At 38.5% G+C, this 14,298-nt stretch carries 28 protein-coding genes; all 28 read left to right on the top strand.

Features of this window, described 5'->3' with window-relative positions; all coding sequences use genetic code 11:
• Window positions 1-121 precede the first annotated feature (121 nt).
• The 28 genes from tuf to rpsK all read left to right on the top strand — a co-directional run bounded on the left by tuf (window position 122) and on the right by rpsK (window position 14,257).
• Window positions 122-1,309 carry an elongation factor Tu gene (gene tuf, locus CN925_RS19415; RefSeq protein WP_098848451.1) on the top strand — a complete coding sequence of 396 codons (1,188 nt, stop codon included), beginning with the start codon at window positions 122-124 and terminating at the stop codon, window positions 1,307-1,309.
• Window positions 1,310-1,646: 337 nt separating this feature from the next.
• Window positions 1,647-1,955 (top strand): 30S ribosomal protein S10, encoded by a 309-nt coding sequence (rpsJ, locus tag CN925_RS19410; protein ID WP_056467407.1) that lies wholly within the window; start codon window positions 1,647-1,649, stop codon window positions 1,953-1,955.
• Window positions 1,956-1,988: 33 nt separating this feature from the next.
• Window positions 1,989-2,618 carry a 50S ribosomal protein L3 gene (gene rplC / locus CN925_RS19405; protein ID WP_056467410.1) on the top strand — a complete coding sequence of 210 codons (630 nt, stop codon included), beginning with the start codon at window positions 1,989-1,991 and terminating at the stop codon, window positions 2,616-2,618.
• A gap of 27 nt (window positions 2,619-2,645) precedes the next feature.
• On the top strand, window positions 2,646-3,269 hold the full coding sequence (rplD, locus tag CN925_RS19400) for a 50S ribosomal protein L4 (protein WP_098848450.1): 624 nt from the start codon (window positions 2,646-2,648) through the stop codon (window positions 3,267-3,269).
• Window positions 3,269-3,559 (top strand): 50S ribosomal protein L23, encoded by a 291-nt coding sequence (rplW, locus tag CN925_RS19395; RefSeq protein ID WP_056467416.1) that lies wholly within the window; start codon window positions 3,269-3,271, stop codon window positions 3,557-3,559. Before rplD ends, rplW begins: the two co-directional genes overlap by 1 nt.
• A gap of 31 nt (window positions 3,560-3,590) precedes the next feature.
• Window positions 3,591-4,421: a 50S ribosomal protein L2 gene (rplB, locus tag CN925_RS19390; protein WP_088014604.1), complete on the top strand. Its 831-nt coding sequence runs from the start codon at window positions 3,591-3,593 to the stop codon at window positions 4,419-4,421.
• 57 nt (window positions 4,422-4,478) lie between these two features.
• Entirely contained in the window at window positions 4,479-4,757 is a 279-nt protein-coding gene (rpsS, locus tag CN925_RS19385; protein WP_069033610.1) for a 30S ribosomal protein S19, read from the top strand.
• Window positions 4,758-4,774: 17 nt separating this feature from the next.
• On the top strand, window positions 4,775-5,116 hold the full coding sequence (gene rplV / locus CN925_RS19380) for a 50S ribosomal protein L22 (protein ID WP_056467425.1): 342 nt from the start codon (window positions 4,775-4,777) through the stop codon (window positions 5,114-5,116).
• Window positions 5,117-5,119: 3 nt separating this feature from the next.
• Window positions 5,120-5,779, top strand: coding sequence for a 30S ribosomal protein S3 (rpsC, locus tag CN925_RS19375; protein ID WP_088014603.1), 660 nt, complete (start codon window positions 5,120-5,122; stop codon window positions 5,777-5,779).
• 2 nt (window positions 5,780-5,781) lie between these two features.
• Window positions 5,782-6,216 (top strand): 50S ribosomal protein L16, encoded by a 435-nt coding sequence (rplP, locus tag CN925_RS19370; RefSeq protein WP_098848449.1) that lies wholly within the window; start codon window positions 5,782-5,784, stop codon window positions 6,214-6,216.
• Window positions 6,206-6,406 (top strand): 50S ribosomal protein L29, encoded by a 201-nt coding sequence (gene rpmC, locus CN925_RS19365; RefSeq protein WP_056467434.1) that lies wholly within the window; start codon window positions 6,206-6,208, stop codon window positions 6,404-6,406. The genes rplP and rpmC overlap by 11 nt, the downstream gene beginning before the upstream one ends.
• A gap of 21 nt (window positions 6,407-6,427) precedes the next feature.
• Complete coding sequence (rpsQ, locus tag CN925_RS19360) at window positions 6,428-6,691, top strand: 30S ribosomal protein S17 (RefSeq protein WP_056467437.1); 264 nt, start codon at window positions 6,428-6,430, stop codon at window positions 6,689-6,691.
• 46 nt (window positions 6,692-6,737) lie between these two features.
• Entirely contained in the window at window positions 6,738-7,106 is a 369-nt protein-coding gene (rplN, locus tag CN925_RS19355; RefSeq protein ID WP_088014602.1) for a 50S ribosomal protein L14, read from the top strand.
• Window positions 7,107-7,162: 56 nt separating this feature from the next.
• Window positions 7,163-7,474, top strand: coding sequence for a 50S ribosomal protein L24 (gene rplX / locus CN925_RS19350; RefSeq protein ID WP_098121861.1), 312 nt, complete (start codon window positions 7,163-7,165; stop codon window positions 7,472-7,474).
• 28 nt (window positions 7,475-7,502) lie between these two features.
• Window positions 7,503-8,042, top strand: a complete 540-nt coding sequence (gene rplE, locus CN925_RS19345) for a 50S ribosomal protein L5 (protein WP_098848448.1) — start codon at window positions 7,503-7,505, stop codon at window positions 8,040-8,042.
• Window positions 8,043-8,076: 34 nt separating this feature from the next.
• Window positions 8,077-8,262: a type Z 30S ribosomal protein S14 gene (locus CN925_RS19340; protein ID WP_056467450.1), complete on the top strand. Its 186-nt coding sequence runs from the start codon at window positions 8,077-8,079 to the stop codon at window positions 8,260-8,262.
• Window positions 8,263-8,295: 33 nt separating this feature from the next.
• Complete coding sequence (gene rpsH / locus CN925_RS19335; RefSeq protein WP_056467453.1) at window positions 8,296-8,694, top strand: 30S ribosomal protein S8; 399 nt, start codon at window positions 8,296-8,298, stop codon at window positions 8,692-8,694.
• 30 nt (window positions 8,695-8,724) lie between these two features.
• Window positions 8,725-9,261 (top strand): 50S ribosomal protein L6, encoded by a 537-nt coding sequence (rplF, locus tag CN925_RS19330; protein WP_098848447.1) that lies wholly within the window; start codon window positions 8,725-8,727, stop codon window positions 9,259-9,261.
• 33 nt (window positions 9,262-9,294) lie between these two features.
• Entirely contained in the window at window positions 9,295-9,657 is a 363-nt protein-coding gene (gene rplR / locus CN925_RS19325) for a 50S ribosomal protein L18 (RefSeq protein ID WP_098848446.1), read from the top strand.
• A gap of 20 nt (window positions 9,658-9,677) precedes the next feature.
• Complete coding sequence (rpsE, locus tag CN925_RS19320) at window positions 9,678-10,178, top strand: 30S ribosomal protein S5 (protein WP_098848445.1); 501 nt, start codon at window positions 9,678-9,680, stop codon at window positions 10,176-10,178.
• A 15-nt stretch (window positions 10,179-10,193) separates the two neighbouring features.
• The gene (gene rpmD, locus CN925_RS19315; protein ID WP_088003827.1) at window positions 10,194-10,376 is read left to right on the top strand and encodes a 50S ribosomal protein L30; all 183 of its coding nucleotides are present in this window, start codon (window positions 10,194-10,196) and stop codon (window positions 10,374-10,376) included.
• Between the two features lie 30 nt (window positions 10,377-10,406).
• Window positions 10,407-10,847 carry a 50S ribosomal protein L15 gene (gene rplO / locus CN925_RS19310; RefSeq protein ID WP_056467467.1) on the top strand — a complete coding sequence of 147 codons (441 nt, stop codon included), beginning with the start codon at window positions 10,407-10,409 and terminating at the stop codon, window positions 10,845-10,847.
• Window position 10,848: 1 nt separating this feature from the next.
• The gene (secY, locus tag CN925_RS19305) at window positions 10,849-12,153 is read left to right on the top strand and encodes a preprotein translocase subunit SecY (RefSeq protein ID WP_098848444.1); all 1,305 of its coding nucleotides are present in this window, start codon (window positions 10,849-10,851) and stop codon (window positions 12,151-12,153) included.
• Between the two features lie 49 nt (window positions 12,154-12,202).
• Window positions 12,203-12,853: an adenylate kinase gene (locus CN925_RS19300; RefSeq protein ID WP_098848443.1), complete on the top strand. Its 651-nt coding sequence runs from the start codon at window positions 12,203-12,205 to the stop codon at window positions 12,851-12,853.
• Window positions 12,854-13,080: 227 nt separating this feature from the next.
• Window positions 13,081-13,299, top strand: a complete 219-nt coding sequence (gene infA / locus CN925_RS19295; protein WP_056467475.1) for a translation initiation factor IF-1 — start codon at window positions 13,081-13,083, stop codon at window positions 13,297-13,299.
• Between the two features lie 38 nt (window positions 13,300-13,337).
• Window positions 13,338-13,451 (top strand): 50S ribosomal protein L36, encoded by a 114-nt coding sequence (gene rpmJ, locus CN925_RS19290; protein WP_000868344.1) that lies wholly within the window; start codon window positions 13,338-13,340, stop codon window positions 13,449-13,451.
• Window positions 13,452-13,472: 21 nt separating this feature from the next.
• Window positions 13,473-13,838: a 30S ribosomal protein S13 gene (rpsM, locus tag CN925_RS19285; protein ID WP_056467478.1), complete on the top strand. Its 366-nt coding sequence runs from the start codon at window positions 13,473-13,475 to the stop codon at window positions 13,836-13,838.
• A 29-nt stretch (window positions 13,839-13,867) separates the two neighbouring features.
• Window positions 13,868-14,257: a 30S ribosomal protein S11 gene (gene rpsK, locus CN925_RS19280; RefSeq protein WP_056467481.1), complete on the top strand. Its 390-nt coding sequence runs from the start codon at window positions 13,868-13,870 to the stop codon at window positions 14,255-14,257.
• Window positions 14,258-14,298: the final 41 nt, after the last annotated feature.

The raw sequence follows: 14,298 nt of genomic DNA, 5'->3' as shown, positions 1-14,298 counted from the left end.
GTTCTCATCATGTATAACTATTTATGTTAGATGTTAGCTATAAGGGGTACAAGTTACCCTTTATAGCATAATCATATAAACTAAAAAATAATTTTCTTACATTATAAGGAGGCTTTTTAGAATGGCTAAAGCTAAATTCGAACGTTCTAAACCACACGTTAACATTGGTACAATCGGACACGTTGACCATGGTAAAACTACATTAACTGCTGCTATTACAACTGTATTAGCTAAAGTAGGTGGAGCTGAAGCTCGCGCTTACGATCAAATCGATGGTGCACCAGAAGAAAGAGAACGTGGTATCACAATCTCTACTGCACACGTTGAGTACGAAACAGAAACTCGTCACTATGCACACGTTGACTGCCCAGGTCACGCTGACTATGTTAAAAACATGATCACTGGTGCTGCTCAAATGGACGGCGGTATCTTAGTAGTATCTGCTGCTGATGGTCCAATGCCTCAAACTCGTGAGCACATTCTTTTATCTCGTCAAGTAGGTGTACCTTACATCGTAGTATTCATGAACAAATGTGACATGGTTGACGACGAAGAGTTACTTGAATTAGTTGAAATGGAAATCCGTGATCTATTATCAGAATACGAATTCCCTGGCGATGACATTCCAGTAATCAAAGGTTCTGCTCTTAAAGCTCTTGAAGGAGATGCTGAGTGGGAAGCTAAAATTCATGAATTAATGGCTGAAGTTGATACTTACATTCCAACTCCAACTCGTGAAACTGACAAGCCTTTCTTAATGCCAGTTGAGGATGTATTCTCAATCACTGGTCGTGGTACAGTTGCTACTGGTCGTGTTGAGCGTGGTATCGTTAAAGTTGGTGACGTAGTAGAAATCATCGGTCTTGTTGAAGAGCCAAAATCAACTACTGTAACAGGTGTTGAAATGTTCCGTAAACTTCTTGACCAAGCAGAAGCTGGAGATAACATCGGTGCACTTCTTCGTGGGGTTGCTCGTGACGATATCCAACGTGGTCAAGTTTTAGCTAAACCAGGTTCAGTTAAACAACACACTAAGTTCAAAGCTGAAGTTTACGTTTTATCTAAAGAAGAAGGTGGACGTCACACTCCATTCTTCGCTAACTACCGTCCACAATTCTATTTCCGTACAACTGACGTAACTGGAATCATCCAATTACCAGAAGGCGTTGAAATGGTTATGCCTGGCGACAACATCGAAATGACTGTTGAATTAATCAACGCAATCGCTGTTGAAGAAGGAACTAAGTTCTCTATCCGTGAGGGTGGACGTACTGTAGGCGCTGGCGTAGTTGCTACAATCGTTGAATAATTAAACTTAAAAAGCTTAGAAGATCTATTCTTCTAAGCTTTTTTTATAAGTAAACTGGAAATATTTAAAATATGTATTAATACCGATTCTTGCTTGATTTTAATAATTGAAGATAATATAATAACTAAGTACTGAAGACGACGAGAACATTATTTATTTAAACTTATAACAAATGCTTGCAATAGCATTATTTTTTATGTATAATAGATGATGTTGGTCTTTGACTGCGTAGAAGTGGAAGGTTGCTGATACACCCGGCCGCTTTGCCATGGCGAGTGTAAGGAAATTTCCATGGAGTATGTCTATTATTTAAATAGGCGAAAAAGGAGGGAAAATTATGGCAAAAGAAAAAATTCGTATTCGTTTAAAAGCTTATGATCACCGTATTTTAGATCAATCTGCAGAGAAAATCGTTGAAACAGCGAAACGTTCTGGTGCTTCTGTATCTGGTCCGATTCCGTTACCAACTGAGAAATCAGTTTACACGATCCTTCGTGCGGTTCATAAATACAAAGATTCTCGTGAGCAATTCGAAATGCGCACTCACAAACGTTTAATCGATATCGTGAATCCAACTCCTCAAACAGTTGATTCATTAATGAGACTAGATTTACCATCTGGCGTTGATATTGAAATCAAACTTTAATAACATTATATATAAATTCAGGAGGTGTGACTTATGACTAAAGGAATCTTAGGGAAAAAGATCGGTATGACACAAGTATTTGCTGAAAATGGCGAGTTAATTCCAGTAACTGTAATCGAAGCTACTCCAAACGTGGTTTTACAAAAGAAAACTACTGAAACTGATGGCTACGAAGCTATCCAAATCGGTTTCGCTGACAAACGTGAAAAATTAGCTAACAAACCAGAAAAAGGGCACTCTGCTAAGGCAAACACTGCACCTAAGCGCTTCGTTCGTGAACTTCGCAACGCTGACGTTTCAGCTTATGAAGTTGGTCAAGAAGTCAAAGTAGATATTTTTGCAAATGGTGACATCGTTGATGTAACTGGAACTTCAAAAGGTAAAGGATTCCAAGGTAGCATCAAGCGCCACGGACAATCTCGTGGACCAATGTCTCACGGTTCTCGTTACCACCGTCGTCCAGGTTCAATGGGTCCTGTTGCTCCGAACCGTGTATTCAAAAACAAAGCTTTACCTGGTCAAATGGGTGGAGAAAAAGTAACAGTACAAAACCTACAAATCGTTAAAGTTGACGTTGAACGTAACTTACTATTAGTAAAAGGTAATGTACCAGGTTCTAAAAAATCTTACGTAACTATCCGTACTGCGGTTAAATCTAAATAATTAATTTAGAAGAAAGGAGGAAATAAAATGCCTAAAGTTACTATGTTTAATCAAACAGGTGCTCAAGTAGGAGAAATCGAATTAGCTGATGCTGTATTCGGAATCGCTCCAAACGAACATGCTTTATTTGATGCTGTAATGATGCAACGTGCATCTTTACGTCAAGGTACTCACAAAGTTAAAACACGTTCTGAAGTACGTGGTGGTGGTCGTAAACCATGGAGACAAAAAGGAACTGGCCGTGCTCGTCAAGGTTCAATTCGTTCTCCACAATGGCGTGGTGGTGGTATCGTATTCGGTCCAACTCCAAGATCATATTCTTATAAATTACCTAAAAAGGTACGTCGCTTAGCGATTAAATCTGCTTTATCTACTAAAGTATTAGAACAAAACATGTTAGTTCTTGAAGATTTAACGTTAAACGCACCAAAAACAAAAGATATGGTTACTGTTTTAACTGGCTTATCAGTTGCTAAGAAAGTTTTAATCGTAACAGCTGACCTAAATGAAAACGTGGCTTTATCTGCTCGCAATATCCCTGGAATCACAGTTCTTGCAGCAAATGAAGTAAACGTAATCGACGTTTTACATCATGATTCATTAATCATGACTAAAGCTGCGGTGGAAAAAGTAGAGGAGGTGCTTGCGTAATGAAGGATCCTCGTGATATTATCAAACGCCCAGTTATCACTGAAGCTTCTATGGAAGCAATCGCTGAAAAAAAATATACTTTCGAAGTAGATGTAAGAGCTAATAAAACTGAAGTTAAAGATGCTGTTGAAGCAATCTTCGGTGTTAAAGTAGAAAAAGTTAACGTAATGAACTACAAAGGTAAGTTTAAACGTATGGGTAAACATGCTGGTTACACAAACCGTCGTAGAAAAGCAATCGTTAAATTAACTGCTGATAGCCAAGAAATTACATTATTCGAAGGCGTTTAATATTAACTACTAGAAAAGGAGGGAAATTACGATGGGAATCAAAAAGTATAAACCAACCACTAACGGTCGCCGTGGTATGACTACTAATGATTTTGCTGAGATCACTACTGACAAACCAGAAAAATCTTTATTAGCTCCACTTAATAAAAAAGCTGGCCGTAACAACCAAGGTAAAATTACTGTTCGTCACCAAGGTGGTGGACACAAACGTCAATACCGTATCATCGATTTCAAACGAGATAAAGATGGTATACCAGGACGCGTTGCTACAATCGAGTACGATCCAAACCGTTCTGCAAACATTGCGTTAATTAACTACGCTGATGGAGAAAAACGTTACATCCTAGCTCCTAAAAACTTAGTAGTAGGAATGGAAATCGTTTCAGGTCCTGAAGCAGATATTAAAGTAGGTAACGCTTTACCACTTGCTAACATTCCAGTAGGTACTACAATCCACAACATCGAGTTAAAACCAGGTCGTGGAGGACAATTAGTACGTTCAGCTGGTACTTCTGCACAAGTATTAGGTAAAGAAGATCGTTATGTACTAGTTCGTTTAAATTCTGGTGAAGTACGTATGGTATTAGCAACTTGCCGCGCGACAGTAGGTCAAGTTGGTAACGAACATCACGAACTTATTAACATCGGTAAAGCAGGTCGTTCTCGTTGGATGGGTAAACGCCCAACTGTACGTGGATCTGTAATGAACCCAGTTGATCACCCACACGGTGGTGGTGAAGGACGCTCTCCAATCGGACGTAAATCACCAATGTCTCCATGGGGTAAACCAACTCTTGGTTATAAAACTCGTAAGAAAAACAAAGCGTCAGACAAATTTATCGTTCGTCGTCGTAAAAAATAACGCGATTGTGCTACGGTTCACTAGAACCGTAGGTCAATCACGAAGGGAGGTACCACAATGGGACGCAGCCTGAAAAAAGGTCCATTTATTGATGATCACTTATTAGCTAAAGTTGAGAAATTAAACGAAACTGACTCTAAGCAAGTTGTTAAAACTTGGTCACGTCGTTCGACTATTTTCCCACAATTTATCGGACATACTATTGCAGTATACGATGGTCGTAAACACGTACCTGTATATGTATCGGAAGATATGGTAGGTCACAAACTTGGTGAATTTGCTCCAACTCGTACTTACAAAGGTCACGATGCGGATGACAAAAAAACTAGAAGATAATGAGAGGAGGCACTCCAATGCAAGCTAAAGCTGTACTGAGAACAGTTCGAATCGCTCCTCGTAAAGTTCGTCTTGTAGTCGATTTAATCCGAGGTAAACAAGTTGGCGAAGCGATCGCAATCCTTCGACATACGCCGAAAACTGCTTCTCCTGTTGTAGAAAAATTATTAAAATCTGCTATTGCTAACGCAGAGCATAACTATGATATGGATGTTAATAACTTATACATCGAAAAAGTATTCGTTGATGAAGGTGCTACTTTAAAACGTTTCCGCCCTCGTGCACAAGGACGTGCTAGCGCAATCAACAAACGCACAAGCCACATTACAATCGTGGTATCAGAGAAGAAGGAGGGATAATCGATGGGTCAAAAGGTAAATCCAGTCGGACTTCGTGTAGGTATTATTAAAGATTGGGAATCTAAATGGTACGCTGAGAAAGATTACGCTGATCTTTTACATGAAGACATCAAAATTCGTGAGTACATCAGCACTCGTTTAAAAGATTCTGCTGTATCTAAAGTAGAAATCGAAAGAGCTGCTAACCGTGTAAACATTACTGTTCACACTGCAAAACCAGGTATGGTAATCGGTAAAGGTGGTTCGGAAGTTGAAGCTCTTCGTAAAGCTTTAAACAACCTTACTGGCAAACGTGTTCATATCAACATCATTGAAATTAAAAGAGCAGATCTTGATGCTAAATTAGTAGCTGAAAACATCGCTCGTCAATTAGAAAACCGTGTTTCATTCCGTCGTGCTCAAAAGCAAGTACTTCAACGTGCTATGCGTGCTGGTGCATTAGGTATTAAAACACAAGTTTCTGGTCGTCTTGGCGGAGCAGATATTGCTCGTGCAGAATCATATAGTGAAGGTACAGTGCCACTTCATACATTACGTGCGGATATCGATTATGCAACTGCAGAAGCAGATACAACATACGGTAAACTAGGCGTAAAAGTATGGATCTACAAAGGTGAAGTTCTTCCTACAAAAAAGAAAGCTTCTGAGGAAGGAGGAAATTAATTATGTTAATGCCTAAACGTGTTAAATATAGAAGAGAGCATCGTGGAAAAATGCGCGGACGTGCCAAAGGTGGTACTGAAGTAGCATTCGGTGAATTCGGTTTACAATCTACTGAAGCTTCTTGGATTACTAACCGTCAAATTGAAGCAGCGCGTCGTGCAATGACTCGTTACATGAAACGTGGCGGTAAAGTATGGATTAAAATCTTCCCTTCTAAACCTTACACAGCTAAACCTCTTGAGGTTCGTATGGGTAGCGGTAAAGGTGCTCCTGAAGGTTGGGTAGCAGTCGTTAAACCAGGAAAAGTTATGTTCGAAATCGCTGGTGTATCTGAAGAAGTAGCTCGTGAAGCACTACGCTTAGCAGCTCACAAATTACCAGTAAAATGTAAGTTTGTAAAACGTGAAGACAATGGTGGTGATTCTAATGAAAACTAATGAGATTCGCGATCTTACCACTGCTGAAATTGAATTAAAAGTGAAATCTCTTAAAGAAGAGTTATTCAACCTTCGTTTCCAATTAGCTACAGGACAATTAGAGAACACTGCTCGTATCCGCGAGGTTCGTAAAGCAATTGCTCGTATGAAAACTGTAGTACGTGAAAGAGAAATTAACTCTAATAATTAATGATGAGGGGAGGTTTGCACAGTGAGCGAACGTAACCAACGTAAAGTTTACACAGGACGTGTAGTTTCTGATAAGATGGATAAGACAATTACTGTTGTAGTTGAAACTTACAAAACACATAAACTATACGGAAAACGCGTTAAATATTCTAAGAAATATAAAGCGCACGATGAGCTAAACACTGCAAAAGTTGGCGATATCGTAAAAATCATGGAGACTCGTCCATTATCAGCTACAAAACGTTTCCGTTTAGTTGAAATCGTAGAAGAAGCTGTTATTATCTAATAGATGATCGGATATCATTCTTAATCCGAAAGGAGGTCAATTTGACATGATCCAACAAGAAACTCGTTTAAAAGTTGCTGACAATTCAGGTGCACGTGAATTACTTACTATTAAAGTATTAGGTGGTTCAGGCCGTAAAACTGCTAACATCGGTGATATCATCGTTTGTTCAGTAAAACAAGCAACACCAGGTGGCGTTGTTAAAAAAGGTGATGTAGTTAAAGCTGTTATCGTTCGTACGAAACGCGGTGTTCGTCGTCCAGACGGAACTTACATCAAATTTGATGAAAACGCAGCTGTTATCATTAAAGATGATAAGAGCCCACGTGGTACTCGTATTTTCGGACCAGTTGCACGTGAATTACGTGATAGCAACTTCATGAAAATCGTATCATTAGCTCCAGAAGTACTTTAATTAATGTACTTTAATAAATACTTCAGAAAGCCTTATTAAGGAGGTGCACGAAGAAGATGCATGTAAAAAAAGGTGATAAAGTTCAAGTTATCTCTGGTAAAGACAAAGGAAAACAAGGCGTTATCCTTGCGGCTTTTCCAAAGAAGAACCGCGTACTAGTTGAAGGTGTTAACATCATTAAAAAACACTCAAAACCTACTCAAGCTAACCCACAAGGTGGCATCATCGAGAAAGAAGCACCAATCCATGTTTCTAATGTTATGGCATTAGATCCAAAAACTGGAGTACCTACACGCGTAGGTTACCAATTAGTGGATGGTAAAAAAGTACGTATTGCAAAAAAATCAGGCGAATTACTTGATAAATAATAGAAATTTATGAAAGGAGGTCAACTGAATGAACCGCCTAGTCGAGAAATATCAAAATGAAATCACTCCTGCTCTAATGAGCAAGTTTAACTATAAATCAGTTATGCAAGTGCCAAAAATTGAAAAGATCGTCATCAACATGGGTGTTGGTGAGGCTGTTTCAAATTCAAAAGCATTAGATACTGCTGTTGAGGAATTAACTTTAATCGCAGGTCAAAAACCTGTTGTAACTAGAGCTAAAAAATCAATCGCTCAATTCCGTCTTCGTGAAGGAATGCCTATCGGTGCGAAAGTAACATTACGCGGTGAGCGTATGTACGAATTCTTTGAAAAATTAATTTCTGTAACATTACCTCGTGTACGTGACTTCCGTGGAATCTCTAAAAAAGCATTCGATGGCCGTGGAAACTACACTTTAGGTGTTAAAGAACAATTAATTTTCCCAGAGATCGATTATGATAAAGTAAACAAAGTACGTGGTATGGACATCGTTATTGTAACTACTGCAAATACTGATGAAGAAGCTCGTGAAATGCTAACATTATTCGGAATGCCTTTTCAAAAATAATGAAAGCCAGCGCTAAAGAAGAGGAGGCGAAAACGTGGCTAAAAAATCAATGATTGCGAAACAAAAACGTGCTCAAAAATTTAAAGTACAAGAGTATACACGTTGCGAACGTTGCGGACGTCCACACTCAGTATTACGTAAATTTAAACTTTGCCGTATTTGTTTCCGTGAACTTGCTTATAAAGGACAAATCCCTGGCGTTAAAAAAGCTAGTTGGTAATTCTATAGATATTAGGAAGGAGGTTATCTGAACATGGTCATGACAGATCCTATTGCAGATATGCTTACTCGCATTCGTAATGCGAACATGGTACGTCACGAGAAATTAGAATTCCCAGGTTCTAACCTAAAGAAAGAAGTTGCTGAAATTCTAAAACGTGAAGGTTTCATCCGTGACGTTGAGTACATTGAAGATGATAAACAAGGAATCATCCGTATTTTCTTAAAATATGGTGTGAACAACGAACGTGTTATCACTGGATTAAAAAGAATTTCTAAACCTGGCTTACGTGTTTATGCGAAAGCTGACGAAGTACCTCGCGTACTTAACGGTTTAGGTGTTGCAATTGTTTCAACATCTAAAGGTGTAATGACAGATAAAGAAGCTCGTCAAGCAAAAACTGGTGGCGAAATCTTAGCATACGTTTGGTAATAAAACACAGAGAGAATGGAGGTGTAGTGAATGTCTCGTGTTGGTAAAAAAGAACTTGTAATTCCAGCTGGAGTTACTCTTACTAATAACAACAATACTATTACAGTAAAAGGACCTAAAGGTGAGTTAACTCGTACTTTTAGCCCTGATATGACAATCGAAGTTAACGAGAACGTATTAACAGTTGCACGTCCAACTGATAACAAAGAGCACCGTGCTCTTCATGGTACAACTCGTGCTATCTTAGGTAACATGGTTGAAGGTGTAACTAATGGTTATACTCGTAACCTTGAATTAGTTGGGGTAGGTTACCGTGCGACTAAAACAGGTGACAAACTTGTTCTAGCTGTTGGTTATTCTCACCCTGTTGAGATCACTCCTGAAAAAGGTGTTGAAATCGAAGTACCTTCAAATACTAAAATCAGTATTAAAGGTATCGACAAAGAACGTGTAGGCGCTCTTGCTGCTTACATCCGTCAAGTACGTCCACCAGAACCTTACAAAGGTAAAGGTATCCGTTACGAAGGCGAAATGGTTCGTCGTAAAGAAGGTAAAACTGCGAAGTAATCTATAACTAGATAAGAGAAAGGAGTGACCAAGATGATCTTTAAGGCTGATAAAAATGCAGTACGTAAAAAAAGACATGCTCGTGTTCGTACTAAATTATCTGGTACTCAAGAACGTCCACGTTTAAACGTTTACCGTTCAAACAACCATATCTATGCTCAAATCATTGATGATGTTAATGGTGTAACATTAGCAAGTGCATCAACTTTAGATAAAGAATTAACTTTAAATGGTACTGGTAATATCGAAGCAGCAACATTAGTTGGTAGCTTAGTTGCAAAACGTGCTACTGAAAAAGGTGTTACTGAAGTTGTATTCGACCGCGGTGGTTACTTATATCATGGTCGCGTAAAAGCTTTAGCTGAAGCTGCTCGTGAAGCTGGTTTACAATTTTAATAAAAGAAGGAGGGACACACATGCGTCGCATTGATCCTAATAAATTAGAGCTTGAAGAACGCTTAGTTACGATCAACCGTGTTGCTAAAGTTGTAAAAGGTGGACGTCGTTTCCGCTTTGCAGCATTAGTAGTTGTTGGTGACAAAAACGGTCATGTAGGTTTCGGTACTGGTAAAGCTCAAGAAGTACCTGATGCTATTCGTAAAGCTGTTGAAGATGCTAAGAAAAATCTAATTAATGTACCAATCGTTGGAACTACAATTCCTCACGAAATTACTGGTCGTTTTGGAGCTGGTGAAGTATTCTTAAAACCTGCTTCTGAAGGTACTGGAGTTATCGCTGGAGGTCCTGTTCGTGCGGTATTAGAACTTGCTGGGGTACATGATATCTTATCTAAATCTCTTGGTTCTAACACACCAGTTAACATTGTACGTGCTACAATCGAAGGTTTAAGTAACTTAAAACGTGCGGATGAAGTTGCAAAATTACGTGGTAAATCTGTAGAAGAATTACTAGGTTAATAAGGAGGGATAACGATGGCTAAAAAGTTAGAAATTACCCTTACTCGCAGTGTAATTGGTCGCAAACAAGATCAAATCGCAACAGTTCGTGCTTTAGGTATTACTAAAACAAACCAAACTGTTGTTAAAGAAGACAACGCTGCAATGCGTGGGATGATTAACAAAGTTTCTCACCTTGTATCTGTAAAAGAAATTTAATTGAACATGAATAAGTAAGGAGGTGCCCTAATGAAACTTCATGAATTAAAACCTACAGAAGGTTCTCGTAAAGTATCTAAACGTATCGGTCGTGGTATTGGTTCAGGTACTGGTAAAACTGCAGGTAAAGGTCATAAAGGACAAAACGCTCGTTCAGGTGGCGGTGTTCGTCTTGGATTTGAAGGTGGTCAAACTCCTTTATTCCGTCGTTTACCAAAACGTGGTTTCACTAACATCAACCGTAAAGATTACGCAATCGTTAATGTTGAAACGTTAAATCGCTTCGAAAACGGAACTGAAGTAACTCCTGAGTTACTGATCGAAACTGGTATTGTTCGTAAAGAATTAGCTGGTATTAAGATTTTAGGTAAAGGTAAGTTAGAAGTTAAACTTACTGTTAAAGCTCACAAGTTCTCATCTTCTGCTGTAGAGGCAATCGAAGCAGCTGGTGGAAATGCTGAGGTGATCTAAAATGTTCCGGACAATCTCCAACTTTATGCGCATTGCAGATATTAGAAAAAAAATATTCTTTACGTTATTAATGTTAATTGTATTTCGTATTGGAACGTTTATACCTGTTCCAAACGTCAACGCCGATGTTTTAGCATCACAAGATAGCTCAAGCGTCTTTGGTATTCTAAACACATTTGGTGGAGGAGCTCTTAAACAGTTCTCGATTTTTGCAATGGGTATAATGCCTTACATTACTGCTTCAATCATTATTCAGTTACTTCAAATGGACGTTGTTCCGAAGTTAACTGAATGGTCGAAGCAAGGTGAGATTGGTCGACGTAAATTGACTCAACTGACTAGATACATCACAATTATTCTTGGTTTTGTAGAAGCAATTGGATTATCTATCAGTATGAATAATATTACTGGCGGAATGTTAATTGAAAATCCAGGTTGGTCAACCTATCTTTATATAGCAATTGTACTAACAGCTGGAACAGCTTTCTTATTGTGGTTAGGTGAGCAGATTACTGCTAAAGGTGTAGGGAACGGTATATCAGTTATCATCTTTGCAGGTATAGTTGCTGCTATACCTACTACAGTAAGCCAAGTCTATCAGCAACAATTTAAAGATGCTGGTGACGCGCTATTTTTAAACATCGTGAAAGTTGGTATCGTGGTTTTAGTTTTACTATTAGTAATCGTAGCTGTAATTTACATCCAACAAGCTAATCGTAAAATTCCAATCCAATATGCTAAACGAAACAATGGTAATAATAGCTATGTCGGAGGACAAACTACTCACTTGCCATTAAAAGTAAATGGCGCTGGGGTTATTCCGGTAATCTTCGCTGTTTCATTTTTAATAACTCCATCAACAATTGCATCGTTTTTACCAAATAACAATGTAACTGATTGGATTGAAAAGCATTTTACTTATAACAATCCATGGGGTATGGCATTTTATTTAATCTTGATCGTTGCTTTCACATATTTTTATACTTTTGTTCAGGCAAACCCAGAGCAAATGGCTGAAAATCTTCAGAAGCAAGGTGGCTACATCCCGGGTATTCGTCCAGGTAAGAGCACTCAAGAATATATCATTAAAGTCTTATATCGTTTAACTTTCGTAGGAGCAATTTTCTTAGCTGTCATCGCTTTATTACCAATTGTATTTGGTCAAATTGCGAACTTACCACCTTCAGCACAAATTGGAGGAACAAGTTTACTAATCGTAGTCGGCGTTGCACTTGAAACAATGAAACAATTAGAAAGTCAGCTTGTTAAGAGAAACTACAAAGGCTTTATTAAAGATCGAGCATAGGGAAATGCATAATTCCCTATTGCTCACCTAATTTTGAGGAGGATTAACCATGAATTTAATTCTTATGGGGCTTCCTGGTGCAGGCAAAGGCACACAAGCTGAGAAAATTGTCGAAAAATACGGCATTCCTCATATATCTACTGGTGATATGTTCCGTGCAGCGATTAAAGACGGCACAGAACTAGGTCTTCAAGCAAAATCGTTTATGGATCAAGGTCATCTTGTTCCCGATGAGGTAACAATTGGTATTGTACGTGAACGATTAGCAAAAGATGATTGCCAAAACGGTTTTTTATTGGATGGTTTTCCTAGAACAGTTGCGCAGGCTGAAGCACTAGAAGAGACTCTGAAAGTAATGAATCGTAAAATTGACTTCGTGTTAAACATTCATGTAGACCAACAACTTTTAATTGAACGTTTAACAGGTCGTCGTATTTGCAAAGATTGTGGAGCAACTTATCATTTAATTTTCAATCCACCTGTTGAAGAGGGTGTTTGCCCAAAATGTGGCGGAGAACTTTATCAACGTGCGGATGATAATGAAGAAACAGTTGCAAATCGTCTTGAAGTAAATATCAAACAAACTCAACCTTTACTTGATTTCTACAATAATCTTGGTTATGTAAAAACAATTGAAGGTGAACAAGAGATTAATAAAGTTTTTAATGACATTGATAATCTTTTAAAAGAGTTAGTTTAATAATTGAACGATAAGATCGTCGTTCCTTGTGTATGACGTATTGTTGTTTCGTCAAAACTGATACTGTTATAAAAGCTTAAACATAGCTTGGCTTGGAACGATAGATATAATATAGGTCTTTAGTAGGCCAAAAATCTCCAACATATCAGAGCACTTTTGGCTTAATGTTCCTAAGCGTATGTTTGCCTACAAGCAAGCTACTGATTTGAAGAAAGGAGAATGCCCTAATGGCGAAAGATGATGTAATTGAAATTGAAGGTACCGTTACGGAAACACTTCCGAATGCGATGTTCAAGGTTGAATTGGAAAATGGTCATGTCGTTCTTGCACACGTTTCTGGTAAAATTCGTATGAACTTCATTCGTATTCTTCCAGGTGACAAGGTTACTGTAGAACTATCTCCATATGATTTAACTCGTGGCCGTATTACGTACCGTTTTAAATAATAAATATGCACTCCGTAATCTACAAGGAGGTTGAAATCATGAAAGTGAGACCATCAGTAAAACCAATCTGTGAAAAATGTAAAGTTATCCGCAGACGTGGTAAAGTAATGGTAATTTGTGAAAATCCAAAACATAAACAAAAACAAGGTTAATAAAGAAGGAGGTGCACTAGAATGGCTCGTATTGCTGGTGTAGATATTCCTCGCGACAAACGCGTGGTTGTTTCTTTAACTTATGTATACGGAATCGGTCGTGCAACTTCTGAAAAAATCTTAGCTGAAGCTGGTATTTCAGAAGACACTCGTGTACGTGATTTAACAGAAGAAGAATTAGGTAAAATTCGTGAATTAATCGACAAGTTGAAAGTTGAAGGGGATCTTCGTCGTGAAGTTTCTTTAAACATTAAACGTCTTATCGAAATCGGTTCATATCGTGGTATTCGCCACCGTCGTAGCTTACCTGTTCGTGGTCAAAACACTAAAAACAATGCTCGTACTCGTAAAGGCCCACGCCGTACAGTAGCGAACAAGAAGAAATAATATTTTTTAAGTAAAGGAGGGTATTCAACATGGCACGTAAAACAAATGTACGTAAACGTCGTGTGAAAAAGAATATTGAAGCTGGTACAGCTCATATTCGTTCAACTTTCAATAACACAATCGTAACAATCACTGATGTTCATGGTAACGCAATTTCTTGGTCAAGTGCGGGATCATTAGGTTTCAAAGGTTCTCGTAAATCTACTCCATTCGCTGCACAAATGGCTGCTGAAACTGCTGCTAAAGCTTCTATGGAACACGGTTTAAAAACTCTTGACGTAACTGTTAAAGGTCCGGGTGCTGGTCGTGAGGCTGCTATCCGTGCTCTTCAAGCTGCTGGTCTTGAAGTAACTGCTATCAGAGACGTTACTCCAGTTCCACATAACGGATGCCGTCCACCAAAACGTCGTCGTGTATAATTTGTCTGTATAAATTTTCTAAAATTGTCTATAATGGATTA

This window comes from Bacillus sp. AFS055030 (genome assembly GCF_002574545.1).
Classification (GTDB): domain Bacteria; phylum Bacillota; class Bacilli; order Bacillales; family Bacillaceae_G; genus Gottfriedia.
This window is presented reverse-complemented; position numbering and strand designations above follow the sequence as displayed.

What these genes read in the sequence shown, in the direction of transcription:
- rplO (WP_056467467.1), top strand. Translation starts at nt 10,407, where the DNA reads ATGAAACTTCATGAATTAAAACCTACAGAAGGTTCTCGTAAAGTATCT.
- rplP (WP_098848449.1), top strand. Translation starts at nt 5,782, where the DNA reads ATGTTAATGCCTAAACGTGTTAAATATAGAAGAGAGCATCGTGGAAAA.
- rpsK (WP_056467481.1), top strand. Translation starts at nt 13,868, where the DNA reads ATGGCACGTAAAACAAATGTACGTAAACGTCGTGTGAAAAAGAATATT.
- infA (WP_056467475.1), top strand. Translation starts at nt 13,081, where the DNA reads ATGGCGAAAGATGATGTAATTGAAATTGAAGGTACCGTTACGGAAACA.
- rplV (WP_056467425.1), top strand. Translation starts at nt 4,775, where the DNA reads ATGCAAGCTAAAGCTGTACTGAGAACAGTTCGAATCGCTCCTCGTAAA.
- rpsM (WP_056467478.1), top strand. Translation starts at nt 13,473, where the DNA reads ATGGCTCGTATTGCTGGTGTAGATATTCCTCGCGACAAACGCGTGGTT.
- rplF (WP_098848447.1), top strand. Translation starts at nt 8,725, where the DNA reads ATGTCTCGTGTTGGTAAAAAAGAACTTGTAATTCCAGCTGGAGTTACT.
- rplE (WP_098848448.1), top strand. Translation starts at nt 7,503, where the DNA reads ATGAACCGCCTAGTCGAGAAATATCAAAATGAAATCACTCCTGCTCTA.
- rpsS (WP_069033610.1), top strand. Translation starts at nt 4,479, where the DNA reads ATGGGACGCAGCCTGAAAAAAGGTCCATTTATTGATGATCACTTATTA.
- rpsC (WP_088014603.1), top strand. Translation starts at nt 5,120, where the DNA reads ATGGGTCAAAAGGTAAATCCAGTCGGACTTCGTGTAGGTATTATTAAA.
- rpsH (WP_056467453.1), top strand. Translation starts at nt 8,296, where the DNA reads ATGGTCATGACAGATCCTATTGCAGATATGCTTACTCGCATTCGTAAT.
- tuf (WP_098848451.1), top strand. Translation starts at nt 122, where the DNA reads ATGGCTAAAGCTAAATTCGAACGTTCTAAACCACACGTTAACATTGGT.
- CN925_RS19300 (WP_098848443.1), top strand. Translation starts at nt 12,203, where the DNA reads ATGAATTTAATTCTTATGGGGCTTCCTGGTGCAGGCAAAGGCACACAA.
- secY (WP_098848444.1), top strand. Translation starts at nt 10,849, where the DNA reads ATGTTCCGGACAATCTCCAACTTTATGCGCATTGCAGATATTAGAAAA.
- rpmJ (WP_000868344.1), top strand. Translation starts at nt 13,338, where the DNA reads ATGAAAGTGAGACCATCAGTAAAACCAATCTGTGAAAAATGTAAAGTT.
- rpmD (WP_088003827.1), top strand. Translation starts at nt 10,194, where the DNA reads ATGGCTAAAAAGTTAGAAATTACCCTTACTCGCAGTGTAATTGGTCGC.
- rplN (WP_088014602.1), top strand. Translation starts at nt 6,738, where the DNA reads ATGATCCAACAAGAAACTCGTTTAAAAGTTGCTGACAATTCAGGTGCA.
- rpmC (WP_056467434.1), top strand. Translation starts at nt 6,206, where the DNA reads ATGAAAACTAATGAGATTCGCGATCTTACCACTGCTGAAATTGAATTA.
- rpsE (WP_098848445.1), top strand. Translation starts at nt 9,678, where the DNA reads ATGCGTCGCATTGATCCTAATAAATTAGAGCTTGAAGAACGCTTAGTT.
- rplR (WP_098848446.1), top strand. Translation starts at nt 9,295, where the DNA reads ATGATCTTTAAGGCTGATAAAAATGCAGTACGTAAAAAAAGACATGCT.
- rplD (WP_098848450.1), top strand. Translation starts at nt 2,646, where the DNA reads ATGCCTAAAGTTACTATGTTTAATCAAACAGGTGCTCAAGTAGGAGAA.
- rplX (WP_098121861.1), top strand. Translation starts at nt 7,163, where the DNA reads ATGCATGTAAAAAAAGGTGATAAAGTTCAAGTTATCTCTGGTAAAGAC.
- rplC (WP_056467410.1), top strand. Translation starts at nt 1,989, where the DNA reads ATGACTAAAGGAATCTTAGGGAAAAAGATCGGTATGACACAAGTATTT.
- rpsJ (WP_056467407.1), top strand. Translation starts at nt 1,647, where the DNA reads ATGGCAAAAGAAAAAATTCGTATTCGTTTAAAAGCTTATGATCACCGT.
- rplB (WP_088014604.1), top strand. Translation starts at nt 3,591, where the DNA reads ATGGGAATCAAAAAGTATAAACCAACCACTAACGGTCGCCGTGGTATG.
- rplW (WP_056467416.1), top strand. Translation starts at nt 3,269, where the DNA reads ATGAAGGATCCTCGTGATATTATCAAACGCCCAGTTATCACTGAAGCT.